The 22,153-nt window shown below is 62.7% G+C and carries 24 protein-coding genes and 1 riboswitch; of the genes, 12 read left to right on the plus strand and 12 right to left on the minus strand.

Going from position 1 to position 22,153, the window contains the following annotated elements; all coding sequences use genetic code 11:
- Positions 1 to 95: 95 nt before the first annotated feature.
- From ACODTZ_RS12770 to fghA, 4 genes are read left to right on the plus strand one after another with little or no spacing between them, the layout of a single operon-like run.
- Positions 96 to 353: a type II toxin-antitoxin system ParD family antitoxin gene (locus ACODTZ_RS12770; RefSeq protein WP_047512087.1), complete on the plus strand. Its 258-nt coding sequence runs from the start codon at positions 96 to 98 to the stop codon at positions 351 to 353.
- Positions 350 to 655, plus strand: coding sequence for a type II toxin-antitoxin system RelE/ParE family toxin (locus ACODTZ_RS12775; RefSeq protein ID WP_112983105.1), 306 nt, complete (start codon positions 350 to 352; stop codon positions 653 to 655). Before ACODTZ_RS12770 ends, ACODTZ_RS12775 begins: the two co-directional genes overlap by 4 nt.
- Before the next feature lie 25 nt (positions 656 to 680).
- Complete coding sequence (locus ACODTZ_RS12780; RefSeq protein ID WP_047512089.1) at positions 681 to 1,148, plus strand: YaiI/YqxD family protein; 468 nt, start codon at positions 681 to 683, stop codon at positions 1,146 to 1,148.
- A 1-nt stretch (position 1,149) separates the two neighbouring features.
- Positions 1,150 to 1,983, plus strand: coding sequence for an S-formylglutathione hydrolase (gene fghA / locus ACODTZ_RS12785; RefSeq protein WP_489026158.1), 834 nt, complete (start codon positions 1,150 to 1,152; stop codon positions 1,981 to 1,983).
- Between the two features lie 119 nt (positions 1,984 to 2,102).
- On the opposite strand, the gene ACODTZ_RS12790 is transcribed toward fghA, so the two are convergent.
- From ACODTZ_RS12790 to ACODTZ_RS12825, 8 genes are all read right to left on the minus strand, one after another.
- Entirely contained in the window at positions 2,103 to 2,495 is a 393-nt protein-coding gene (locus ACODTZ_RS12790) for a DoxX family protein (RefSeq protein WP_489026160.1), read from the minus strand.
- Positions 2,496 to 2,620: 125 nt separating this feature from the next.
- The gene (locus ACODTZ_RS12795; protein WP_209233463.1) at positions 2,621 to 4,153 is read right to left on the minus strand and encodes an acyl-CoA carboxylase subunit beta; all 1,533 of its coding nucleotides are present in this window, start codon (positions 4,151 to 4,153) and stop codon (positions 2,621 to 2,623) included.
- 23 nt (positions 4,154 to 4,176) lie between these two features.
- Complete coding sequence (locus ACODTZ_RS12800; protein ID WP_489026163.1) at positions 4,177 to 4,653, minus strand: hypothetical protein; 477 nt, start codon at positions 4,651 to 4,653, stop codon at positions 4,177 to 4,179.
- Positions 4,654 to 4,722: 69 nt separating this feature from the next.
- A complete protein-coding gene (locus ACODTZ_RS12805) occupies positions 4,723 to 5,517 on the minus strand; it encodes an ATP12 family chaperone protein (RefSeq protein WP_489026165.1) in 795 nt (264 codons plus the stop codon).
- Between the two features lie 8 nt (positions 5,518 to 5,525).
- Positions 5,526 to 6,179, minus strand: a complete 654-nt coding sequence (locus ACODTZ_RS12810) for an HAD-IA family hydrolase (RefSeq protein ID WP_489026230.1) — start codon at positions 6,177 to 6,179, stop codon at positions 5,526 to 5,528.
- An 8-nt stretch (positions 6,180 to 6,187) separates the two neighbouring features.
- Positions 6,188 to 7,180: an RluA family pseudouridine synthase gene (locus tag ACODTZ_RS12815; RefSeq protein WP_018902332.1), complete on the minus strand. Its 993-nt coding sequence runs from the start codon at positions 7,178 to 7,180 to the stop codon at positions 6,188 to 6,190.
- A 112-nt stretch (positions 7,181 to 7,292) separates the two neighbouring features.
- Positions 7,293 to 7,670 (minus strand): fluoride efflux transporter CrcB, encoded by a 378-nt coding sequence (gene crcB / locus ACODTZ_RS12820; RefSeq protein ID WP_209190559.1) that lies wholly within the window; start codon positions 7,668 to 7,670, stop codon positions 7,293 to 7,295.
- Between the two features lie 68 nt (positions 7,671 to 7,738).
- Positions 7,739 to 7,897 carry a hypothetical protein gene (locus ACODTZ_RS12825; protein ID WP_489026168.1) on the minus strand — a complete coding sequence of 53 codons (159 nt, stop codon included), beginning with the start codon at positions 7,895 to 7,897 and terminating at the stop codon, positions 7,739 to 7,741.
- Between the two features lie 202 nt (positions 7,898 to 8,099).
- On the opposite strand from ACODTZ_RS12825, the gene ACODTZ_RS12830 reads away from it, so the two are divergent.
- The 6 genes from ACODTZ_RS12830 (at position 8,100) to ACODTZ_RS12855 (ending at position 14,699) form a co-directional block, all read left to right on the plus strand.
- Positions 8,100 to 8,369, plus strand: coding sequence for a hypothetical protein (locus ACODTZ_RS12830; protein ID WP_018902329.1), 270 nt, complete (start codon positions 8,100 to 8,102; stop codon positions 8,367 to 8,369).
- A gap of 113 nt (positions 8,370 to 8,482) precedes the next feature.
- A riboswitch (glycine riboswitch) is annotated at positions 8,483 to 8,574 on the plus strand.
- Between the two features lie 150 nt (positions 8,575 to 8,724).
- Positions 8,725 to 9,861: a glycine cleavage system aminomethyltransferase GcvT gene (gene gcvT / locus ACODTZ_RS12835; protein ID WP_489026170.1), complete on the plus strand. Its 1,137-nt coding sequence runs from the start codon at positions 8,725 to 8,727 to the stop codon at positions 9,859 to 9,861.
- 306 nt (positions 9,862 to 10,167) lie between these two features.
- Positions 10,168 to 10,530: a glycine cleavage system protein GcvH gene (gene gcvH / locus ACODTZ_RS12840; RefSeq protein WP_209190563.1), complete on the plus strand. Its 363-nt coding sequence runs from the start codon at positions 10,168 to 10,170 to the stop codon at positions 10,528 to 10,530.
- Positions 10,530 to 13,394 (plus strand): aminomethyl-transferring glycine dehydrogenase, encoded by a 2,865-nt coding sequence (gcvP, locus tag ACODTZ_RS12845; RefSeq protein ID WP_489026172.1) that lies wholly within the window; start codon positions 10,530 to 10,532, stop codon positions 13,392 to 13,394. Before gcvH ends, gcvP begins: the two co-directional genes overlap by 1 nt.
- Positions 13,395 to 13,651: 257 nt before the next feature.
- Positions 13,652 to 14,386, plus strand: a complete 735-nt coding sequence (locus ACODTZ_RS12850; RefSeq protein ID WP_489026174.1) for an alpha/beta hydrolase — start codon at positions 13,652 to 13,654, stop codon at positions 14,384 to 14,386.
- 40 nt (positions 14,387 to 14,426) lie between these two features.
- Positions 14,427 to 14,699 carry a DUF982 domain-containing protein gene (locus ACODTZ_RS12855; RefSeq protein WP_037178474.1) on the plus strand — a complete coding sequence of 91 codons (273 nt, stop codon included), beginning with the start codon at positions 14,427 to 14,429 and terminating at the stop codon, positions 14,697 to 14,699.
- 12 nt (positions 14,700 to 14,711) lie between these two features.
- On the opposite strand, the gene ACODTZ_RS12860 is transcribed toward ACODTZ_RS12855, so the two are convergent.
- Positions 14,712 to 15,185: a cupin domain-containing protein gene (locus ACODTZ_RS12860; protein WP_489026177.1), complete on the minus strand. Its 474-nt coding sequence runs from the start codon at positions 15,183 to 15,185 to the stop codon at positions 14,712 to 14,714.
- A 218-nt stretch (positions 15,186 to 15,403) separates the two neighbouring features.
- Between ACODTZ_RS12860 and ACODTZ_RS12865 the strand changes: the two genes are divergently transcribed.
- Entirely contained in the window at positions 15,404 to 15,592 is a 189-nt protein-coding gene (locus ACODTZ_RS12865; RefSeq protein ID WP_489026179.1) for a hypothetical protein, read from the plus strand.
- Between the two features lie 74 nt (positions 15,593 to 15,666).
- The gene (locus tag ACODTZ_RS12870; RefSeq protein ID WP_489026181.1) at positions 15,667 to 17,520 is read left to right on the plus strand and encodes an ABC transporter ATP-binding protein; all 1,854 of its coding nucleotides are present in this window, start codon (positions 15,667 to 15,669) and stop codon (positions 17,518 to 17,520) included.
- Positions 17,521 to 17,547: 27 nt separating this feature from the next.
- Here the strand turns inward: ACODTZ_RS12870 and ACODTZ_RS12875 are convergent, their stop codons facing one another.
- The 3 genes from ACODTZ_RS12875 to ACODTZ_RS12885 all read right to left on the minus strand — a co-directional run bounded on the left by ACODTZ_RS12875 (position 17,548) and on the right by ACODTZ_RS12885 (position 21,774).
- Positions 17,548 to 18,030 carry a GNAT family N-acetyltransferase gene (locus ACODTZ_RS12875; RefSeq protein WP_489026183.1) on the minus strand — a complete coding sequence of 161 codons (483 nt, stop codon included), beginning with the start codon at positions 18,028 to 18,030 and terminating at the stop codon, positions 17,548 to 17,550.
- A gap of 17 nt (positions 18,031 to 18,047) precedes the next feature.
- Entirely contained in the window at positions 18,048 to 18,806 is a 759-nt protein-coding gene (locus ACODTZ_RS12880; protein ID WP_489026185.1) for a VIT1/CCC1 transporter family protein, read from the minus strand.
- A 607-nt stretch (positions 18,807 to 19,413) separates the two neighbouring features.
- Positions 19,414 to 21,774: a methyl-accepting chemotaxis protein gene (locus ACODTZ_RS12885; protein WP_489026187.1), complete on the minus strand. Its 2,361-nt coding sequence runs from the start codon at positions 21,772 to 21,774 to the stop codon at positions 19,414 to 19,416.
- Positions 21,775 to 22,153 lie beyond the last annotated feature (379 nt).

The raw sequence follows: 22,153 nt of genomic DNA on the forward strand, positions 1-22,153 counted from the left end.
CGCAGCGCCTTCGCACGCCAATCCATGTATTTTTAGGAAGCGCCGGCTGTGTCGATTTGATAAGCTGCAGCCAACGACAAACCAAGGGACCACGCATGTCCGCAACATCCGCCTTGTCTCTAACAAAACAACAGCAGGATCTCATCGATCGTTTGGTCGAGACTGGCCGTTTCGACGGCGCGAACGACGTTGTGTCGACGGGGCTTCGCTTGGTCGAAGAGCGTGAACGGCAAGCGGCGGCATTTATTGCCGGGCTCGAGGCCGAGATCGAAAAAGGGCTAGCCAGTGGCCCTTCGGAGCCGATGGAGCCGATGAAGGACCTCCTCGTCAAGTTCCGAACCGGAAAGATATGAGCCGCGGCACGATACGTCGTCGACGGCTGTTCCTTTTGGATGCCCTTGATGCCTGGAACTTCATTGCCAAGGATAGCGAATCTCGGGCGGATGACTTCGCGTTGAGGCTTGAAGATCGGGCACAGATATTTGCCGACAATCCATTTCTTGGCGTAACCCGTTTTCCGAAGTTCCCAAACCTCCGGCTTTTTACTTTCAGACAATATATCGTGGTCTATGAACCCATTTCCGATGGATCGGGCATAGAATTGGTCCGCCTCTTACATGCCGCGCGAGACTATCACCGCTTCTTTGAAGACTGACACTACAGGACACCGACAAACACCCATGCACCATATCTACGTTGACGCAGACGCCTGCCCGGTCAAGCCCGAGGTCCTCAAGGTCGCAGAGCGGCTGAGCATCGAAGTGACCTTCGTCGCCAACTCCGGCCTGCGCCCCTCGCGCGATCCGATGGTGCACAACGTCATCGTTTCCAACGCCTTCGACGCTGCCGACAACTGGATCGCCGAACATGCCGGCCCGGGCGACGTCGTCGTGACCGCCGACGTTCCGCTCGCCGTGCGTTGCGTTGCGACGGGCGCGTTCGTCACCGGCCCCACCGGCCGCGTCTTCGACGACACCAATATCGGCATGGCCTCCGCCATGCGCGATCTCGGCGCGCATCTGCGCGAAACCGGCGAAAGCAAGGGCTACAACGCCGCCTTCGGTCCAAAGGACCGCTCCCGTTTCCTCGAAACATTCGATCGGCTGTGCCGCCGCGCCAAGGCCGTCACCCCACCACCAGGAGAATAGAATGAACATCCTATCCCAGGCGACCGCCTTTGGCGGCATGCAGGGCGTCTTCACGCATACGTCCGATGCCCTGAAGTGCGACATGACCTTCGCGGTCTTCGTGCCCCCGCAGGCGATCGAAAAGCCCTGCCCGGTTCTGTGGTATCTCTCGGGCCTCACCTGCACCCACGCCAACGTCATGGAAAAGGGCGAGTATCGCCGCATGGCAGCCGAGCTCGGCCTGATCATCGTCTGCCCCGATGTCAGCCCGCGCGGCAACGACGTGCCGGATGAACTGACCAACTGGCAGATGGGCAAGGGCGCCGGCTTCTATCTGAACGCCACCGAAAAGCCCTGGGCCGAAAACTACCAGATGTACACCTACATCACCGAGGAACTGCCCGCCTTCATCCGCCCGCACTTCCGCATGGATATGGATCGCCAGGGCATTTTCGGCCATTCCATGGGCGGCCATGGCGCCATGACCATCGCACTGAAGAACCCCGGCCGCTTCAAGAGCTGCTCGGCCTTCGCGCCGATCGTCGAGCCTTCGACCGCCGACTGGTCCGCCCCCGCCTTCGAAAAATATCTCGGCTCAGACCGCGCCGCATGGCGTCAGTACGATGCCTGCGCCTTGGTCAAGGATGGCGCACGCTTCCCGGAATTCCTGATCGACCAGGGCAAGGCCGACGGCTTCCTGGAAAACGGCCTGCGCCCCTGGCTCTTCGAAGAGGCGATCGAGGACACCGACATAAAGCTGACGCTGCGCATGCACGAACGCTACGACCACTCCTACTACTTCATCTCGACCTTCATGGACGATCACCTGAAGTGGCACGCCGAGCGTCTCGGCTGATAAATGCTGAAAACACGATCGGCCCCGAGAGGGGCCGATCGGTTGATGCGCTCGTCCCCGGCGCATCCTTTATGTTGCCTGATCAGACCGCGCCGCGGGACGGGCCCGCGGCCGTCAGATCACGCCTTGTTCTTGTCGATCGCAAAAGCGCCGGCGCCGGTGAACACCAGGGCCAGGAAGACGAAGCAATACAGGATTGCCGCTTCGCCGCCGTTCTCGGCCGGGAAGAAGCCGCGCGGCTGGTGCGCCATGAAGTAGGCGACCGCCATCTGGCCCGACAGGATGAAGGCGATCGGACGGGTGAAGAAGCCGACGAGGATCGCCAGACCGCCGATGGTCTCAAGCAGAGCGGCGAAAAGGATCAGCGGCGGCAGCGGACCGCCTTCACCCTGGGGAATCGGGAAGGCGAAAAGCTTCATCGTGCCGTGCTCGATGAAGAGCAGAGCGGTGATGATGCGGAGCGCGGCCAATGCGTACGGCTGGTACGCGTTAAGGCGTTCGAAACGGGGCATAAAACTCTCCTTAGGTCAAAAGACAGAGGAGCGTTAGCGATCTGGTTGAAAACAGAGAAGTCACGATTTTTAGTGCTCCCATCACATCCGCTTGATTTTCATTGATTTTCCACGACTTATTCACCTTAGAGGGGAATATTGTCGTGTTTCTTCCAGGGATTGGTAAGATCCTTGTTACGCAGCATCTTCAATCCGCGCGCCAACCGTCTGCGGGTCGAGTGCGGCATGATCACCTCATCGACATAGCCTCGCTCGGCCGCCACGAAGGGAGAGAGGAACCGCTCCTCGTACATCTTCGTATGTTCGGCGATCTTTTCAGGATCGGCGATATCCTTGCGGAAGATGATCTCGACGGCACCCTTGGCGCCCATCACGGCGATTTGCGCCGTCGGCCAGGCATAGTTCAGATCCCCGCGCATATGCTTCGACGCCATGACATCGTAAGCCCCGCCGAACGCCTTGCGGGTGATGACGGTCAGCTTCGGCACGGTCGCCTCGGCATAGGCAAAGAGCAGCTTCGCCCCGTGCTTGATCAACCCGCCATATTCCTGCGCCGTACCCGGAAGGAAGCCCGGCACGTCAACAAAAGTAACGATCGGGATATTGAAGCAATCGCAGAAGCGCACGAAGCGGGCGGCCTTGCGTGACGCGTCGCTATCGAGAACGCCGGCCAGCACCATCGGCTGGTTGGCGACGAAGCCGACCGTGGACCCCTCGATCCGGCCGAAGCCGCAGACGATGTTCCTGGCGAAGCTCGCCTGGATCTCGAAGAAATCCCCCTCGTCCGCCGTCTTCAGGATCAGTTCCTTGATGTCGTAAGGCTTGTTGGCATTGGCGGGCACCAGCGTATCCAGCGATGCATCCGTCTCGGTCACCGACTGGTAACATTCGATTTCCGGCACCGGCGAGGTGTTCGACTGCGGCAGCAGATCGATCAGCCGGCGCACCTGCAGCAGCGCTTCGACATCATTGTCATAGGCGCCGTCGGCGATCGAGGATTTCGTCGTGTGCACCGAGGCGCCGCCGAGCTCTTCCGCCGTCACCGTCTCGTTGGTCACGGTCTTGACGACGTCAGGGCCGGTCACGAACATGTAGGAGGTGTCGCGCACCATGAAGATGAAATCGGTCATCGCAGGCGAATAGACGTCGCCGCCGGCGCAAGGCCCCATGATGACCGAGATCTGCGGAATGACGCCCGAGGCGAGCACGTTGCGCTGGAACACCTCGGCATAGCCGCCGAGTGCTGCCACGCCCTCCTGGATGCGCGCGCCGCCGGCGTCATAGATCCCGATGATCGGCGCGCGATTCTTCAGCGCCATGTCCTGGACCTTGATGATCTTCTCGGCATGCGCCTCGGACAGTGAGCCGCCGAAGACGGTAAAATCCTTGGCGAAGACGAAGACCGTGCGGCCATTGACAGTGCCCCAGCCGGTCACCACGCCATCGCCGGCGATCCGGCTCTTCTCCATGCCGAAATCGTTGGAGCGGTGTTCGACGAACATGCCGAACTCCTCGAAGGACCCCTCGTCGAGAATGAGATCGATGCGCTCGCGCGCGGTCAGCTTGCCACGCTTGTGCTGCGCCTCGATCCTGGCCTCCCCGCCACCCTTGCGGGCGATGTCACGGCGGCGTTCGAGCTCTTCGAGAATTTCCTTCAAGGCGACCTCCCGTTACGGCGCGCTTATTCCGAGCCCGGGCTGAGCGTGAAGATCGACCGGATACGCGCTGCTATGTTTTCAGCAAGAATTTCGTCGGATGCGTCCGAAAGGTTCGAGCGGCTGAGCACATCGAATTTCGACACGGCGATGACAGTGCCATCGTCGACGGAAGCCGCATCGACGGTAACATTCGCAGAACTCTGGCTCTTGTCGTATCCCTGCCCCGTGGTGACGGAGACGACGCGGATGGTGAGCACGACGCGCGGATAGACCTCGGTGCGAACCGTGGCATTGATCGCCTTGTTGACGCGATCACCCACGCCCGCGAGCACCGCGGGCGGCACTTTCGGTCCGGATAGGACCACGGCGCTGCGTACGTCGTAAATTGGTCCCGGCGGCTCCTTGTGCATCAGCGAGCCGCAGGAAATCAGCGCCAAACCCGAAACGAGCGCGATAAAAGACAGTAAAATTTTTGAAATAACCGACTGAAACATATTCATGACGAAAAACCGCGTCCACCCCATTAAGAGTCGCGATCTTCGCCATAAAGACGGTCATGGCAATCTATTTCAGCCCTTCAGTGCCAAAAAAGCACGCGTGGCCGCCAGAAAATCGATGAAACGCAGCGCGCGGCGCTCTTCCGCCTCTTCGTCGCTGCCCCAGTGCTCGATCGTCCAGTCTTCTTCGAGATGCGCCAGCGACCACACCTCGTTTTCGTCGAGCTCGCCTTCTGCAAAAGCCAGCGCCAGCAGCGCCGATCCCGTCAGCGTCGTGATCGTGTGCAGCACCGCGAGCGCGATCGCATTGTCGTGCTTGCGCAGCCCCGCCGAAAACGCGGCAATCGCGCTCTGCGGCTGCTGTTGATGCACGATGCCCTCGGCGAGGATGAAGCGCGCGCCGAGCGCGTTCGACGCCCAATCGAGCACCGGATCCCAGAGCTTCGTCTGCCGCGCCACCAGCTCTTCCGGCCCCTCGGCGCGGTAGCAGAGCATGTCGGTGCCGGAAAAGCGCAGGATGTCTTCGAAGACCGCCTGCGTGTCCGTTGCAACACCGTCGATCGCCGTGTTGATCAGCTTGGTCAACGGCATGGATGCAGGATCGATCTCGTCGCCCTGCGCCTTCCACTCGTCGGCCATCAACTCGGCAAGCTTGCGTGTCGGAGCCGCCAGGAGATTGCGGGCCGGCGTGCGCACAGCCTTGCCGTCGAGTTCCACGACGAAGCCGGCTTCGGTGCCTTGCGCCTCGCTCACCGAGACGTCCGTGTAGAAGCGCTTCGGCAGCGGCTTCTTCATCTGGATCTGCGCGCGGCGGATCGGATCGGGATGGCTCAGCCCCTCGGACAGGTCGTTCAACAGATCACGCATGGCTCACCTCAGGAAAAATGCTTCAGAATATCGGCCGGATGATAGGCAATGGTATCGGCGCCGGCCGCGACAAGGTCTTCGACGCTGGCATAACCCCAACTGACACCGATCGCCGTGGCGCCCGCAGCCTTTGCCATCTGCATATCGTAAATCGCGTCGCCGATGACAATGGTATCGGCGGGATTCATCCCCGTTTCGCTGCAGCATTCCGTCACCATGGCCGGATGCGGCTTCGACGGGCAATCGTCGGCGGTGCGCGACACGATGAAATCGCGGGAAAATCCGTGCGTCTCCAGAACATGCACCAGCCCGCGACGCGACTTGCCGGTCACGGCGCCGATCAGCACCTCGTCCTTTTCCGCCAGCGTGCGGATCAGCTCACTGATGCCATCAAACAGCGGCACGTCGACGCCGGCTTCGGCGCGAACATCGGCGTAGATCGCCTTGTAATGCGCCGTCATCGCCACCGCCTCGTCGTCCACATGCGGCTTGCCCAGCATGCGCGCAATGGCGATATCGAGCGTCAGGCCGATGATCGCCTTGGTCTGCGAGAGTTCGGGCCGGTCATGACCGAAATGCACGAAGGTCCGCGCCATCACCTCATGGATCAGCGCGGCGCTATCGACCAGCGTGCCGTCGCAATCGAACAATGCCAGCTTCATTCCCGAATTCATTCGAAATCTTCCCGGTCAGCCTCAGCCAGATCGAGGCCGAGCAGGTTCCAGGTCTGAACCATGTGCGGCGGCAGCGGCGCGGTCACCCGCAGGCGCCCGCCATTCGGATGCGGAATGTCGATCTTGCGGGCGTGCAGATGCAAACGCTTCTGGATGCCGCCGGGGAAATCCCAGTTGTGGTCGTCGTCGAAATATTTAGGGTCACCAATAATCGGATGACCGATATGGAGCGCGTGGACGCGCAGCTGGTGCGTGCGGCCGGTATAGGGCTCCATCTCCAGCCAGGCGAGGTTCTGCGCCGCCGTCTCGCGCACCTTGTAATAGGAGATCGCGTGATCGGCGCCCTCCTCGCCGTGCTTGCAGACCCGCATACGGTCTCCATCCGGCGTCTGTTCCTTCACCAGCCAGGTCGAGATCTTGTCCTCGTGCTTGCGCGGCACGCCCTTCACCAGCGACCAGTAGGTCTTCTTGGTATCGCGCTCGCGAAACGCCGCCGTCAGCTTCTGCGCCGCACCGCGCGTACGGGCGATGACGAGCACGCCCGACGTATCGCGGTCGAGACGGTGAACCAGCCGCGGCTTCTCGCCCTTCGGGCTCGTCCAGGCCTCCAGCATCTTGTCGATGTTGCGGGTCACACCGGAACCGCCCTGCACGGCAAGGCCGGCCGGCTTGTTGAGCACGATCACCTTGTCGTCCTCATGCAGCACCATGCGCTGCAGCAGCTCGTAGTCGCCGCCATGCTTGAGATCATGGCTGGCGATCGGCCCGGCCTTCTTGGCATCGACATCGAGCGGCGGCACACGCACCACCTGCCCCGGCTGCACGCGCGCATCGGTCTTCACGCGACCACCATCGACACGCACCTGGCCGGAGCGCATCAGCTTCTGCAGCGGACCGAATCCGAGGCCGGGATAGTGAATCTTGAACCAACGATCGAGGCGCATGCCCGCCTCGTCGGCTTCGACGGTAATATGTTCAATGCCAGCCATGTCTGTACTTTCGGAAAGAGTTGCCGGCACCAGGCGCGGCCTTTGCCGCTGGCTTTAGAGCATTTTACGCAAAAACGGAAACCTGAATCTCAGAGGACGTCAGATCCCCCTCTCAGATCAACGCCCGCATGATCGCAAGCCCGGCAAAAACCGCCGCCATCGACAGCCCGACACTCGCCACCATATAGACCGCCGCCGACGCCATCGCCCCGCGCTCGATCAGCGAGATAGCATCCAGCGAAAAGGCGGAGAACGTCGTGAAGCCACCGAGAAAGCCGGTGATCAGCAAAAGCCGCAATTCGTTCGACGCATTGAAACGCCGCGCGATCAGCTCCGCGAAAACACCGATGACGAAACATCCCACAACATTGACGACAAGCGTTCCCCACGGAAAGTTCGGGCCCATCAGCCGCAACGACCACTGGCCGACGAAATAGCGAAGCACGGAACCGATGGCGCCGCCGACGGCGACGAGAAGAGCTTGGATCATAGGCTTTGTGTAGCGCAGGCCGGATGAGTTGCCAATTGACCGCTAAAGATACGCTTCACCCCGCCACCTCAATAGCTGCACGGCCGGTCGTTGTTGAAGCCATAGGCGCAGGCCGAGTTCAGCGGCATGCGGGCATCGCGGCTTTGCTCCGTCGTGGTGCAGGCCGTGGCTATGAAGGCGGTGACGACAAGCGCTCCCGCCAGGGCAAGAGAGTGAAAACGGCGCATCTGAACGTCTCCTCTGAAGGACCGGTACTATTTTGTTGTCGAGTAATGCGGGAAGTAACGCGGCAATGAGACAGATATAGAGGCGCAATACATTCTCACTATAGCTTGAGAACCGAAATTAAGCACAAGAACAATCACGATCGATCATATTTTAGCGATATTCTTATCAGGACAGGAAGGTCCGCCGTCCTAAATCTGTCACATGACAGTTCTGGTTGGTTCCATTTCGGCAAGTACGGCGGCCGCGGCGTTTGAAGCGCTGCGCATCCCCCCGCGCGTCTCCGCCAGCACCGCCGCCAAGGATGCCCGCAAGGTCGCCGACATCAAGCGCCGGACCGATGCCGGCCAGGATACCGATGAATCGGCCGCCGTCATCAACTCCACCGAAGTCGCGCTCGACCTGATGACCATGGGCCAGCGCCAGCCGCAGGCCGCACTGCAGCAGGCTCTCAAGCTTTACGAAGAAGACTGAGACCACTCGTTCCGATCGATCTGCAATTCGACCGGCGAAGAAGCCCGCGACAAAAAATTGCTCGCTGGCGACATTCCCCCTTGCCAAGCACCGTCATCGCCAGATAATTGCGCTCAACCTTGTTGGGAGAAGCTGGCTCGTCGCAGCCGGTGCCGAAGGAGCAACCGCCCCGGAAACTCTCAGGCAAAAGGACCAGCAAGGGGCAGACGGAACTCTGGAGAGACGCGTTCTTGAAACGCGCGCCGAAGGGATAACAATCTCAGGCAAACAGACAGAGGGGGCTCGAAACAAGGCGCAACCGCGCCCGAATATTGAGCCCGCGCATGGAACCCACGCGCAAACACCGGAGGCGTCCTTGGACGATACTGCTGCCCTGAAGAAAACCCCGCTGCATGACCTGCATCTGTCGCTCGGCGCCCGCATGGTGCCCTTCGCGGGCTATGACATGCCGGTGCAATATCCGGCCGGCGTCATGAAGGAACATCTGCAGACCCGCGCAGCCGCCGGCCTCTTCGATGTGTCCCACATGGGTCAGGTCGTCATCAAGGCGAAGTCGGGCAAGTATGAGGACGCAGCGCTTGCGCTCGAAAGCCTCGTTCCCGTCGATATCCTTGGGCTGGCCGAAGGACGCCAGCGCTACGGTTTCTTCACCGATGAAAACGGCGGCATTCTCGACGACCTGATGATCACCCATCTCGACGACCACCTCTTCGTCGTCGTCAACGCCGCCTGCAAGGATGCCGACGTCGCGCATCTCAGGAAGCACCTCTCCGACACCTGCGACATCACGGTGCTCGACCGCGCGCTGATCGCGCTGCAGGGTCCGCGCGCCGTCGAGGCTCTGGCCGAACTCTGGGCCGACGTCGCCGCCATGAAGTTCATGGACGTGCGCCACTGCCGTCTGCACGACGTCTCCTGTCTCGTCTCGCGCTCCGGCTACAGCGGCGAGGATGGCTACGAGATTTCGATCCCCTCGGACATGGCCGTCGACGTCACCAAACGGTTGCTCGAGCATCCCGACGTCGAGCCGATCGGCCTCGGCGCCCGCGACAGCCTGCGCCTCGAAGCCGGCCTTTGCCTCTACGGCAACGACATCGACACCACCACGACCCCCGTCGAGGCAGCGCTCGTCTGGGCCATCCAGAAGGCCCGCAAATCGGGCGGCGCCCGCGCCGGCGGCTTCCCGGGCTCGACGCGCATCCTCTCCGAGCTCGACAACGGCGCCACCCGCCGCCGCGTCGGCCTGAAGCCCGACGGCAAGGCCCCGGTGCGCGGCCACGCCAAGCTCTACGCCGACCAGGAAGGCAAGACCGAGATCGGCGAAGTCACGTCAGGCGGCTTCGGCCCGAGCGTCGAAGGCCCGGTTGCGATGGGCTACGTGCCGGTGGCCTCTAGTGACGTCGGAACGGTCGTCTACGCCGAGGTCCGCGGCAAGTACCTGCCGGTCACGGTCGCCGCACTTCCCTTCGTCACGCCGACCTACAAGCGATAAGACTATGAGCGCGGCGGCGATCCATATCGTTGCACTGCCTGTTCAGGCGCACTGTTCGCAGGCCGCCGTCGTGAGCGTTGCGCGAGGATTACCCCCCTCTGCCCTGCCGGGCATCTCCCCCACAAGGGGGGAGATTGGCTGGGCGCACCCGCTCGCTCGACCTTCATTGTTTGGCGTAGGCCTCCCCACTCGCCGATCTCCCCCCTTGTGGGGGAGATGTCCGGCAGGACAGAGGGGGGTATCGCCAGGCACAGCCTTCAGTACCTACACCACCCAAACACCCCATTCCCCAGAGAGGACCATCCCATGCTGAAATTCACCGAAGAACACGAATGGCTGCAGATCGAAGCCGGTGTCGCTACCGTCGGCATCACCACCTATGCCGTCGAGCAGCTCGGCGATCTGGTGTTTGTGGAACTGCCTGAAGTCGGCGCCACCTTCGGCAAGAACGACAACGCGGCCACCGTCGAATCCGTCAAGGCCGCATCGGATGTCTACTGCCCGCTCGAAGGCGAGATCACCGAAGTGAACCCCGCCATCGTCGCCGATCCGTCTCTCGTCAATTCCGACCCGCAGGGCGCCGGCTGGTTCTTCAAGCTGAAGCTCGCCAATGCCGCCGATGCCGACGGCCTGCTCGACGAAGCGGCCTACAAGGAGCTCACTGCGTAATGACGACGCCGACGGAATTCCAGTTTACCGACTACCAGCCCTACGACTTCGCCAATCGTCGTCATATCGGCCCGTCCCCGGCTGAAATGACCGATATGCTCAAGGTCATCGGCTATAACAGCCTCGACGGGCTGATCGATGCGACCGTCCCGCCCTCCATCCGCCAGAAGGCGCCGCTCCTCTGGGGCGCGCCGATGACGGAGCGCGAGGCGCTCGACAAGCTGCGCGAGACCGCCAACAAGAACAAGGTCCTGACCTCGCTGATCGGCCAGGGCTATTACGGCACGATCACGCCGCCGGTCATCCAGCGCAACATCCTGGAAAACCCGGCCTGGTACACGGCCTACACGCCCTACCAGCCGGAAATCTCGCAAGGGCGTCTCGAGGCGCTCCTAAACTACCAGACGATGATCTGCGACCTCACCGGCCTCGACGTCGCCAACGCCTCGCTGCTTGATGAAGCGACCGCCGCCGCCGAAGGCATGGCCATGGCCGAGCGCGTCTCCAAGTCGAAGGCCAAGGCCTTCTTCGTCGACGCCGCCTGCCATCCGCAGACCATCGAGCTGATCAAGACCCGCGCCGAGCCGCTCGGCTGGAGCGTCGTCATCGGCAACCCCTTTACCGATCTCGACCCGGTCGACGTTTTCGGCGCCATCTTCCAGTATCCGGGCACGCACGGCCATGTGCATGATTTCACCGGCCTGATCTCGCGCCTGCACCAGACCGGCGCAATCGCCATCGTCGCCGCCGACATCCTGGCGCTGACGCTTCTGAAGTCACCGGGCGAAATGGGCGCCGACATCGCCATCGGCTCGTCGCAGCGCTTCGGCGTTCCCGTCGGCTACGGCGGCCCGCACGCGGCCTACATGTCGGTCAAGGACGCCCACAAGCGCTCCATGCCCGGCCGCCTCGTCGGCGTTTCGGTCGACGCCCGCGGCAACCGCGCCTACCGCCTGTCGCTGCAGACCCGCGAACAGCACATCCGCCGCGAAAAGGCGACGTCGAACATCTGCACCGCGCAGGTTCTGCTCGCCGTCATGGCCTCGATGTACGCCGTCTTCCACGGTCCCAAGGGCATCAAGGCGATCGCCCAGCAGGTCCACCAGAAGGCCGTGCTGATGGCCAAGGGCCTGGAGAAGCTCGGCTACACTATCGAGCCCGAGACCTTCTTCGACACCATCACCGTCGATGTCGGCCACATGCAGGGCGTCATCCTGCGCGCGGCGGTCGCAGAAGGTGTCAACCTGCGCAAGGTCGGTGCCACCAAGATCGGCATGAGCCTCGACGAGCGCACCCGCCCGGCGACGCTGGAAGCCGTCTGGCGCGCCTTCGGTGGCAACTTCGCCGTCGCCGATTTCGAGCCGAGCTATCGCCTGCCGAAGGGCCTCGCGCGTACCAGCGATTACCTGACGCACCCGATCTTCCACATGAACCGCGCCGAAAGCGAGATGACGCGCTACATCCGTCGTCTGTCGGACCGCGACCTTGCGCTCGACCGCTCGATGATCCCGCTCGGTTCCTGCACGATGAAACTCAACGCCACGGCGGAAATGCTGCCGATCACCTGGCCCGAGTTTTCGGATATCCATCCCTTCGTGCCGGCTGACCAGGCGCTCGGCTATCGCGAGATGATCGACGACCTGACTGAAAAGCTCTGCGCCGTCACCGGTTATGACGCCTTTTCCATGCAGCCGAACTCCGGCGCGCAGGGCGAATATGCGGGCCTGCTCACGATCCGCAACTACCACATCGCCAACGGCAACGGCCATCGCGACGTCTGCCTGATCCCGACGTCGGCGCACGGCACCAACCCGGCATCCGCCCAGATGGTCGGCATGAAGGTCGTGGTCGTCAAGGTTCGCGAAAACGGCGACATCGACCTCGACGACTTCCGTGCCAAGGCCGAGCAGTATTCGGAAAACCTCTCCTGCTGCATGATCACCTACCCCTCGACGCATGGCGTGTTCGAGGAAACGGTGAAGGAGATCTGCGATCTCGTGCACAAGCACGGCGGCCAGGTCTATCTCGACGGCGCCAACATGAACGCCATGGTCGGCCTGTCCCGCCCTGGTGACATCGGCTCCGACGTCAGCCACCTAAACCTGCACAAGACCTTCTGCATCCCGCATGGCGGCGGTGGTCCCGGCATGGGTCCGATCGGCGTCAAGTCGCACCTGGCGCCGCATCTGCCCGGCCACCCGGAAACCGACGGCCGTTCGGGCGCGGTATCGGCAGCAGCCTTCGGCTCGGCCTCCATCCTGCCGATCTCCTGGAGCTACTGCCTGATGATGGGCGGCGAAGGCCTGACGCAGGCGACCAAGGTGGCGATCCTCAACGCCAACTACATCGCCGCACGGCTGAAGGGCGCCTATGACGTGCTCTACAAGTCCGAGGCCGGCCGCGTGGCGCACGAGTGCATCATCGACACCCGTCCGCTGGTCGACAGTTCAGGCGTGACCGTCGACGACGTCGCCAAGCGACTGATCGACTGCGGCTTCCACGCCCCGACCATGAGCTGGCCGGTTGCCGGCACGCTGATGATCGAGCCGACGGAATCGGAAACCAAGGCCGAACTCGACCGTTTCTGCGAGGCCATGCTGGCGATCCGCCAGGAAGCCCGCGACATCGAGGAAGGCCGCTCCGACAAGGCCAACAACCCGCTGAAGAACGCCCCGCACACGGTCGAAGACCTCGTCGGCGAATGGGATCGCCCCTATTCGCGCGAACAGGCCTGCTTCCCCCCCGGCGCCTTCCGCGTGGACAAATACTGGTCCCCGGTCAACCGCGTCGACAACGTCTTCGGCGACCGCAACTTGATCTGCACCTGCCCACCGCTGGAAGCCTACGCCGAAGCGGCCGAGTAAGGATACGAGATCGAAACGCCCGGCTTTGTCCGGGCGTTTTGGTGTTTTGGGGTGTGGTGCAAACGGCGCAGAGATAACCTGTTGATTTCGAGCGCCAATCCCCTCTCCCTCGTCATCCTCGGGCTTGTCCCGAGGATCTAATCACGCCCAACAAAGCCGCTACGGCAGTGGACAAAGCCACCGCTGGCACCCACGCCAATTCATCCGCACCGTTGCATTCCGGGCAACGTGCTTAGATCCTCGGCACAAGGCCGAGGATGACGCCGTGGGGATGGGAACGCCGAGAAAACGCCGGACAAAGGGCCAACCACGCCCGCAAGGTCATGGACCAAAACGCCAACCGAAAACAGGAAGCCAACACCCCAATGCCCGACCTCGAAGGCTTCCACTACCGCGCGACCTCATCCACCGACACCCGCCCGCTGTTCCTCCTCCTCCACGGCAGCAGCCGCGACGAGACCGAACTCCCGCCGCTGGCGGAAACCGCCGCTCCCGGCTGGCCATTCCCCTGGGAGAGCGGCTACGCCTTCTTCCGCCGCAACCCCGACCGCACCCTCGACCAAAACGACCTCGCGCTCCAGACCGAGCGCCTGCACACCTTCATCCACGCAGCCCTCGAGACCGGCCTGCTCACCCGTCCGCCGATCCTCCTCGGCTTCTCCAACGGCGCCATCATCGCCGCCGCCCTCCTGATCCGCGACCCAGAAATCGCAGCCGGCGCCATCCTCATCCGCCCGCTCTCGCCAGATCCCGACGCGATCGTCCCGCAGATATCGGCCAAGCCCGTCCTCATCCTCTCCGGCGACCGCGACGACCGCCGCTCCCCCGAGGACGCCGTCACAATCACCAGGCAATTCCAGGCGGCCGGCGCCGACGTCACCAGCCATTCGTCCCCGACCGACCACAATCTCCACCCCGACGAACCCGCCATCATCGGCCAATGGCTGACATCCCGCGTCTTTCCGCTTGCCCACACCCGCCCGCCGCTTTAAGCAGGCCGCCACGCGACAACAGACAACAGGCGACCAGTCAATGGCAAAATCCGACGGCGATCTCACCCAGCAGCCTTGGCCGAAGCCCGTCATGCTGGCGCTCGAAGAACCCGGCCAGTATGTGACGATCGACACGACCCAGGCCGCCTCCTGGGCGATGATCGAGGACTGGCCGACGGAAGACGGCCCCGCGCTCGACAAGGCGCTTCTCGTCTGCGCCGACGTCATCAAGGGCAAGCGCAGTAACGAGGACGCCCGCAAGGCCTTCATCGCAGCCGCCATCGAGGCTGGCATCGATATCAAGAAGGACTGAGCAGCTAGGCTGTTACTCAGTCGGCACCGTCAGCGGCGGCCCCAGAAATTCCACGTCCCACGTCTTGGCGAAAACGTTGAGCGCTGCCGTATCCGGCCGCCCATCGCGCATGACATCGGCAAGCCCGAGGAAGAAGGCCCGCGCATCGAGCCCGGGCGCGATCAGGATATACTGCCGCGCCGGCCGGTCGGTGACATTGACGAAGGCATGCGCCGCTCCACCAGGCACGGTCACGACATCGCCCTCTTCGGCATAAAACTGCACGCCATCGACCTCGAACAAATACCGCCCCTCCATGACGCGGAAAACCTCGGTCTCCTTGTGCCGATGGCGCGGCGGGCCGAAGCCCGGGGCGTTGACCGTGTCGATGAAACAGAACTCTCCATCCGTCGTGGACGGATCGACCCGCACGCCGAGCTCCAGCCCGATCGCCGGTATCTTGATGACCTCCTCGGTCGATTTGGAATGAGACGTCTGGATGGCCATGGCAGATTGTCCTCGGGCGGATTGAGACATGCGGCGCAACAGATTGCAGGCAAAAGCCCTACCAAGCTGCCGCCCGCGCTGCCAGCCTCCACAGCAAAAACATGCACGCACCACGCGTCAAGCGCCACGTCGCAAACGCTTGATACCCTCTGAGATTGCTCTAATCTTCCCTAGTCCGCATGTTCACGCCGCTTTTCATACAGCCGAGGGAGCACTGCATGTCGCCTGTCATCAGAATGATCGCCCAGGAAACAGCGCTTTCCGCCCTGATATCCGCCGTTGCCGTCATCGGCGTGCCGAAGCTCTTCGATCCCGCCGCACCCGCCAACTACCCTATGGCAATCGGCGTCTTCGCGCTGATGTCGCTCGCCTTCGCCGCCTACGAACTTCTCGTGCGTCGCCGCTAGTCACCACCTGAAGACATGATGCCCGCCGGGACTGTCTGCATGCGCCCGTCATCCCCCAACAGACCCGAGAGCCGATGTCGATTTCAGATGCGATCTACCGCCCCTTCGAGCGCCTGATCCAGCCGCTCGACATCCCCTACCGGCCGCTGCCGTCCAAGGGACCGGTCGCCGTCCTCCTGCACTTCATTTCGATGTTCCGGGGCGTGCTGATCGCGCTCGCGCTCTCGTCCATGGCCATCGAGGCGATGAACCTGACCATGGTCTGGGGCCTCTCCGTCATCGTCGACGGCGTCACGCAAAAGGGCGCGGCGCCCTTCCTCCGCGACGAATGGCCGTTCCTGACTTTCCTCGGCCTGCTGATCTTCCCGGCCATGCCGATCGCCTCCTTTCTCGTCAACACGCTGACCTCGCACACGCTTGGCGTCGGCATGCCCGCCGCCATCCAGTGGCAGGGGCACAAGGCGGTGGAGCGGCAGGATCTCGCCTTCTTCCACGATCTCTATGCCGGCCAGGTCGCCTCGCGGCTGCAGCAGGTGTCGTCGGCCGTGCAGCAGCAGATCATCGCCGCCTTCCAGTCGATCCCGCGTTTCCTGCTTCAGATGGTCGGCTCGGTGGTGTTGCTCAGCGCGCTCTCCTGGCAACTCGCACTGCCCGCCGCCATCTGGATGGCGCTCAACGTCGCGCTCGCGGTCAAGATGGCGCCCGTCTTCACCGAACGCTCGCGTAGCACCGCCAAGCAGCGCAGTCTCGTCGCCGGCGCCATCACCGATCTCTACACCAACATGCAGATGATCAAGCAGTTCGCCGCCGAAGACAGCGAGGCCGGCGCCATACGCCGCGTCATCGGCAAGTCGGTCAGCACCCAGCACAGCGAGCAGCGGATTTATCGCACCTCCGAGCTCATCGTCGTGGCGCTGAACATGCTGCTCTGGCTGGCGATGGTCTCGATCGGCTTCACCGGTCTCGTGCATCAGTTCCTGACCATCGGCGAGTTCGTCGGCGCCATCTATGTGCTACACCGCCTCTCCGGCCACACCTTCACCTTCCTGCAGATGGGCCAGCAGATCTTCCAGGCGATCGGCACAATCAAGGACGCCATGCCCGTCATGACGACGCCACCCACCATCACCGACCGTGAAGGTGCCGTCGATCTTGACATCACCCGAGGCGAAATCCGCTTCGACGACGTGAGTTTCGCCTACAAGACCGGCAAACCGGTCATCGAAAACCTCGCACTCACCGTCCATCCCGGCGAAAAAGTCGGCCTCGTCGGCCTCTCCGGTGCCGGCAAGACGACGCTGGTCAGCCTCCTTCTGCGCTTCTACGACATCGGCTCGGGCGCCATCCGCATCGACGGCCAGGACATCCGCGACATCACCCAGGCAAGCCTGCGCCGCAACATCGGCGTCATCGCGCAGGACGTGGCGATGTTGCACCGCTCGGTCGGCGACAACATCCGCTACGGTCGGCCGGAGGCAGCGCGCGCCGAGATCGAAGAGGCGGCAGAGACGGCGAGCGCCGACGCCTTCATTGCGGAACTCCGCGACGCCGACGGCCGCAAGGGCTACGACGCCTATGTCGGCGACCGCGGCATCAAGCTCTCCGGCGGCCAGCGCCAGCGCGTGGCGATCGCCCGCGTTCTCTTGAAGGACGCGCCAATCCTCGTTCTCGACGAAGCGACCTCGGCGCTCGACAGCGAATCCGAAGCCGCCATTCAGGAGAAGCTCGATCTGGTGATGCGCGGCAAGACCGTCATCGCCATCGCCCACCGCCTCTCCACCATCGCCATGATGGACCGCATCGTCGTGCTCGATCAGGGCCGTATCGTCGAGCAAGGCAGCCCGGCGGAACTCGCCGAAGGCGACGGCCTCTTCGCGCGCCTCTGGAAACGCCAGACCGGTGGCTTCATCCCCGAGGAGATCGGCTAGATCGCTCCCCCGATCACGCAGCAAACATCAATCGCTGTCGCGCCGGGCGACGTACTCAGGAAAGGCGGCGGCGCCTCGGCTCAGCGCCTTCGCCATCAGGATCCCGTCGTCGAAAAAGCCGTTGCGCGCATAGAAACGTCTTGCATCCAGGTTGGAAATAACCGCCGCGATCCGAAACAGCGCACACGCCTCACGCTCGCCCTCCGCCTCGATCCACGCCATCAGCCCCGCGCCAATCCCCATGCCGCGAGCAGCCACATCGACCACGACATGGTCGGCCTCGACGTATTTGCCGCACCATAGCTGCGTGCCGATCCAGAAGCCGGCCACACCGACCATCCGGCCATCCAAATAGGCGGCGATGCAGCGATAGTTGCCCTGCGCGCACATGGCCGAAAGCCGCACCCGAAACGACGCCTCGTCGAGAGTGTTGACCTGCCGAAACAAGGGATAGATCGCCACGACCTCCTCGACCCCGAAAAGCTCGCTTATCTCGATATTCGGTGCCACAATACTTTCTCCCACTGTCAGCCACCCAACGCCACGGCAATGCCGACCATGACCAACCCGAGACACGTCATCGTCACACCCGCATAAAGCGGCCGCCCGCCGGAAAAGCGCGCCCAGGCATAGCCGGTGAAAAACAGGAGCCCGATCAGCAACAGATTGCTCACCCGCAACGCGCGCTCGGCACTGTCGATCAAAAAGAAGGGGATGACCGCGGGAACAGCCGTGGCCGCGACCAGAAAGAAAACCGCCACCGCCGCACGCAGATCGCTTCGCGTCAACGAAACCCTCGATGGTTCGGAACGGACAGCAAGCGCCAGCAGTGACCGGTAGAGCGCCTCCGCATCGGCATCATCGACGGCAAGCGTCGTCCCCTCGGTCGGAAACTCGTTGCGGATGACAGTGAGTGCCGTTTTCTCATCGCGCGCGCTCCTGATCTGCTGGAACAGATGCAACCGCCTGCTCCTGAAAAACGTCGTCCCCAATATGCGCAACACCGCGTCGATAATGCCCCATGCGACATTGCATCCGAGCGTGGAGATGACCAGCCCGCGAACATCAAGCCCCTCCTCCTGCATCACCAGCCGCGACCCGACCGTCCAGGTCAGCGCCATGATCAGCCCGAAGAGCACCTCGGCGAGTGCGTCGCCGGGATCGAGATCGTCGAAGATGGATGAGATCGTCTTCAGCGCCACGGCATCGTTCCAACCGGCAACCTCCACCCGTCGCCGTGCCGGGATGCGACGGCGCACTATGGTCGAAATGGGCGATCTCTTCATTGAGTGGGATCAAGGAACGAGCCCGAGGAAGACGTCGAGAGTGGGAACGGCGCTCGTAACCTATTGAAGTGGCCAAGCTTTCCCCTTGCTCGGCGTCATCCTCGGCCTTTGTGCCGAGGATCTAAGCATGTGGCCTGGAATGCAACGGTCATGGATCATCCATCCGAGTCAAAATCCATGCACGTACAGCCCAGGCCAACCCTCGGCAGATCCTCGGGACGAGCCCGAGGATGACGTCTCGAATGGACACGGCGCTCGTAACCCGTTGACGTGACTGAGCTTTCCCCCTTTTCTCGACGTCATCCTCGGCCTTTGTGCCGAGGATCTAAGCACGTCTCCAGGAATGCAACGGTCATGGATCACCCATCCGAGCCAAAATCCATGAACGTACAGTCCAGACCAACCCTCGGCAGATCCTCGGGACGAGCCCGAGGATGACGTCGCGAATGGGGATTACGCCTCAAAAACCACACGTTAGAAAATCCAGGCCCCACCGCCCCCCACAACGCTCGCCGCTTCGGCTGCCCGTCGCGTCTCTCCCGCACAAAACGCAAAACGCCCGAACCAAAGGTCCGGGCGCCCGCTCATTCAGCCTGCGAAGCCGTCCTCAGAACTCTTCCCAATCCTTGTTGGCAACTGCCGCGTTGCCGTGGCTGGCATAGACAGGTGCAGCCGCGCGCGGCGCCCGCGTCGGTGCAGCTGCTGGCGAAGCTGCGCGTGCCGGGGCGGCCGGTTCCTGCATCCGGCGCGCGACGTCGCGCAGCTGCGCGGTGCGGCCGCCGAGCTGGAAGGCGCCGATCAGCGTGCTGAGGTTGGTGCTCTCCTGCGCCAGGCCAGCGCCCGCCGCATTCATCTCCTCGACCATCGCGGCGTTCTTCTGCGTTGCCTGGTCCATGTGGTTGACGGCGGTGTTGACCTCGCCGAGACCGACGGACTGCTCCTGCGCGGCCGTCGCGATCGCATCCTTATGCGCGTTGACGTGCTGCACCAGCTGCTCGATCGCCGTCAGCCCCTCGCCCGTTTCGTTGACCAGCCGCACGCCCTCGGAGACGGCGACGGCGGAGTTGCCGATCAGGCCCTTGATCTCCTTGGCGGCGTTCGCTGAGCGCTGCGCCAGCTCGCGCACTTCCTGGGCAACCACCGCAAAGCCCTTGCCGGCTTCACCGGCGCGTGCCGCCTCGACGCCGGCGTTCAGCGCGAGCAGATTGGTCTGGAAGGCGATCTCGTCGATCACGCCGATGATCTTGCTGATCTGCTGCGAGGAATCCTCGATCCGGCGCATGGCCTCCACGGCATTGCGCACGACCGAGCCGGAGTGCTCGGCGCGGCTGCGGGTCTCGCGCACCGCGTCGCGCGCCTCGCCGGTCCGCTTGGAGGTGGCGACGACGTTCGAGGTGATTTCTTCGAGCGCAGCCGCTGTTTCCTCCAGCGAGGCCGCCTGCTGTTCGGTGCGCTTGGCGAGATCGTCGGACGCGCCGGAGATCTCACTGCTGCCGTTGCGAACCATGTCGACCGCGCTTCCGACGCCGACAAGCGCCTGGCGAAGCTGGATCACCGAGGTATTGAAGTCGTGGCGGAGCGCTTCGAACTGCGGCGCGAACGCCGTGTTGAGCTCGCAGGTCATGTCGCCCGCGGCCAGCAGCTTGAGGCCGGAAGCAAGCGCGCCGGTTGCCTGGTTGAGGCGGATTTCGGCCTCTTCCTCGGCGCGACGCTGCACTTCGATGCGCTCGCGCTCCGACTGCTGGCGGTTGACCTCCGCCTCGGCTTCCAGCTCCTTGTTGCGGATGGCGGCCAGACGGAACACTTCGACCGAGCGGGCCATGTTGCCGATCTCGTCGCCACGCTCGGCGTAGGGCACCAGGATGTTGGTGTGGCCGTCGGAGAGAACGCTCATCGCCGTCGTCAGGCGTCCGATCGGACGAACGACGCGGAAGACGACGATCACGAAGGCGGCAACAGTCACGGCGACCGTGGCAACCAGCATCAGGCTGTAGAAGATGAGGGTCGCAAGAGCTGCCTGGCGCGTCGTTTCCGCCTTGGCGGCAAGCGCATCCATCGCCAGCGAAGCGACATTGCCGATCGTGCCGAGTGCCGTCGTCGCTTCCGTGCGCCACTGGTCGATGCCCATCGTCGACGGACGGCCGTTGGTCAGGTCGGCGACGATGCCGGCGCGCTTTTCAGAAAACGAGCCGGAGAAATAGCTGGAGTCAGCGGTCGCGACGGCGCTCTTGATCGCCTCGGGAACGGAGGGGTGATCGGCCAGGATCTTGGTGGATGCCCAGGCGAAAGCGATGCGCACGTCTCCGGCGACAAGCTCGGAGGCTTCCTTGGGCGTCAGCGCCCGGTTGCCTGATATCGCGCCATTGATGGCGACCGTTGCCGAACCGCCGGCTGCGCGCGCCGACCACGCGAAGTAGCGCAGCTGCACCAGATCCATCAGCGAATTGTCGAGCGTGCGAATTTCGGCCTCCGTGGCAGCCGACGTCGTCTCGAGCTTGGCAAGGAATTCGCTGCCGAACGAAAGAACGCGTGGCGCAAGTGCCGCGTCGCGCTGGTCGACCGGCTTTGCCAGTTCGGCGTCGATCGACGAGCGTAGCGACACCAGCGATGCATAACCGGCATCGAGATCGGAGAGCACTGTCTTCAATGTGTCTGTGCTGAGGCCGGAAGAGATTTCCTTGACCTCGCTAAGCGCCGCATCGACGATCGCCCGCTGCTTGCGCACGCTCTCCATGCTGCCTGCAGCGTCTGCGGCCGAAAGCGTAAGCGCGGTCGCGCTGTCGCCGCGCTCGCTGCGAAATGCCAGCAGCGCCTGGAACAACGCCTTGTCAAGCTGCGCATTGGCAGCAACCTGCCCGTTATTCGAATATGTGGCGTGCGAAGAAAGAAGCTTGCTGGTCACCAGAGCGGTCAGCCCGGCTGAAATCACAAGAACGACGGCAATCAAAACATTACGGATCGAAAACAATTCGGCCTCCAATGAGCGAAATATCGATCACGGATATCCGTTTTGCGCAGTTAACATTGAACTAATTTCTAATAACCGGATTCACCTGCAAGAAACCACAGAAAAGCTCTCTGCAACGAAGCTGAACAGGGAGGAAAACAAGCAATACTGCTCATCTCCATCTGTATTTCGATGCGATTAGTATGACAATATATTTCAATATTATCGGGAACGAATGGAATATCTCCCGCATCGCGTGCACCATTACCCTGGATCGGTATAGCCGGCCCACCAGCGCTGCAAGAACGGGCATGATGATGATGAAAATCGGCATGCCCCTAATAAAATCAGTGACCTAACCGTCTTTTCATCCCCGCGCTTTCCGCCTGCGCCACACTCA

The sequence above is a fragment of the Rhizobium sp. FG113 genome, from assembly GCF_057809895.1.

Bases quoted from the DNA above. Each gene is read 5' to 3' on its own strand.
- gcvH (WP_209190563.1), top strand. From the start codon at position 10,168: ATGCTGAAATTCACCGAAGAACACGAATGGCTGCAGATCGAAGCCGGT.
- ACODTZ_RS12770 (WP_047512087.1), top strand. From the start codon at position 96: ATGTCCGCAACATCCGCCTTGTCTCTAACAAAACAACAGCAGGATCTC.
- fghA (WP_489026158.1), top strand. From the start codon at position 1,150: ATGAACATCCTATCCCAGGCGACCGCCTTTGGCGGCATGCAGGGCGTC.
- crcB (WP_209190559.1), bottom strand. From the start codon at position 7,670: ATGATCCAAGCTCTTCTCGTCGCCGTCGGCGGCGCCATCGGTTCCGTG.
- gcvP (WP_489026172.1), top strand. From the start codon at position 10,530: ATGACGACGCCGACGGAATTCCAGTTTACCGACTACCAGCCCTACGAC.
- ACODTZ_RS12880 (WP_489026185.1), bottom strand. From the start codon at position 18,806: ATGAAGAGATCGCCCATTTCGACCATAGTGCGCCGTCGCATCCCGGCA.
- ACODTZ_RS12775 (WP_112983105.1), top strand. From the start codon at position 350: ATGAGCCGCGGCACGATACGTCGTCGACGGCTGTTCCTTTTGGATGCC.
- ACODTZ_RS12850 (WP_489026174.1), top strand. From the start codon at position 13,652: ATGACGCCGTGGGGATGGGAACGCCGAGAAAACGCCGGACAAAGGGCC.
- ACODTZ_RS12790 (WP_489026160.1), bottom strand. From the start codon at position 2,495: ATGCCCCGTTTCGAACGCCTTAACGCGTACCAGCCGTACGCATTGGCC.
- ACODTZ_RS12865 (WP_489026179.1), top strand. From the start codon at position 15,404: ATGTCGCCTGTCATCAGAATGATCGCCCAGGAAACAGCGCTTTCCGCC.
- ACODTZ_RS12870 (WP_489026181.1), top strand. From the start codon at position 15,667: ATGTCGATTTCAGATGCGATCTACCGCCCCTTCGAGCGCCTGATCCAG.
- ACODTZ_RS12825 (WP_489026168.1), bottom strand. From the start codon at position 7,897: ATGCGCCGTTTTCACTCTCTTGCCCTGGCGGGAGCGCTTGTCGTCACC.
- ACODTZ_RS12780 (WP_047512089.1), top strand. From the start codon at position 681: ATGCACCATATCTACGTTGACGCAGACGCCTGCCCGGTCAAGCCCGAG.
- ACODTZ_RS12855 (WP_037178474.1), top strand. From the start codon at position 14,427: ATGGCAAAATCCGACGGCGATCTCACCCAGCAGCCTTGGCCGAAGCCC.
- ACODTZ_RS12830 (WP_018902329.1), top strand. From the start codon at position 8,100: ATGACAGTTCTGGTTGGTTCCATTTCGGCAAGTACGGCGGCCGCGGCG.
- ACODTZ_RS12800 (WP_489026163.1), bottom strand. From the start codon at position 4,653: ATGAATATGTTTCAGTCGGTTATTTCAAAAATTTTACTGTCTTTTATC.
- ACODTZ_RS12810 (WP_489026230.1), bottom strand. From the start codon at position 6,179: ATGAAGCTGGCATTGTTCGATTGCGACGGCACGCTGGTCGATAGCGCC.
- ACODTZ_RS12805 (WP_489026165.1), bottom strand. From the start codon at position 5,517: ATGCGTGATCTGTTGAACGACCTGTCCGAGGGGCTGAGCCATCCCGAT.
- ACODTZ_RS12860 (WP_489026177.1), bottom strand. From the start codon at position 15,185: ATGGCCATCCAGACGTCTCATTCCAAATCGACCGAGGAGGTCATCAAG.
- ACODTZ_RS12815 (WP_018902332.1), bottom strand. From the start codon at position 7,180: ATGGCTGGCATTGAACATATTACCGTCGAAGCCGACGAGGCGGGCATG.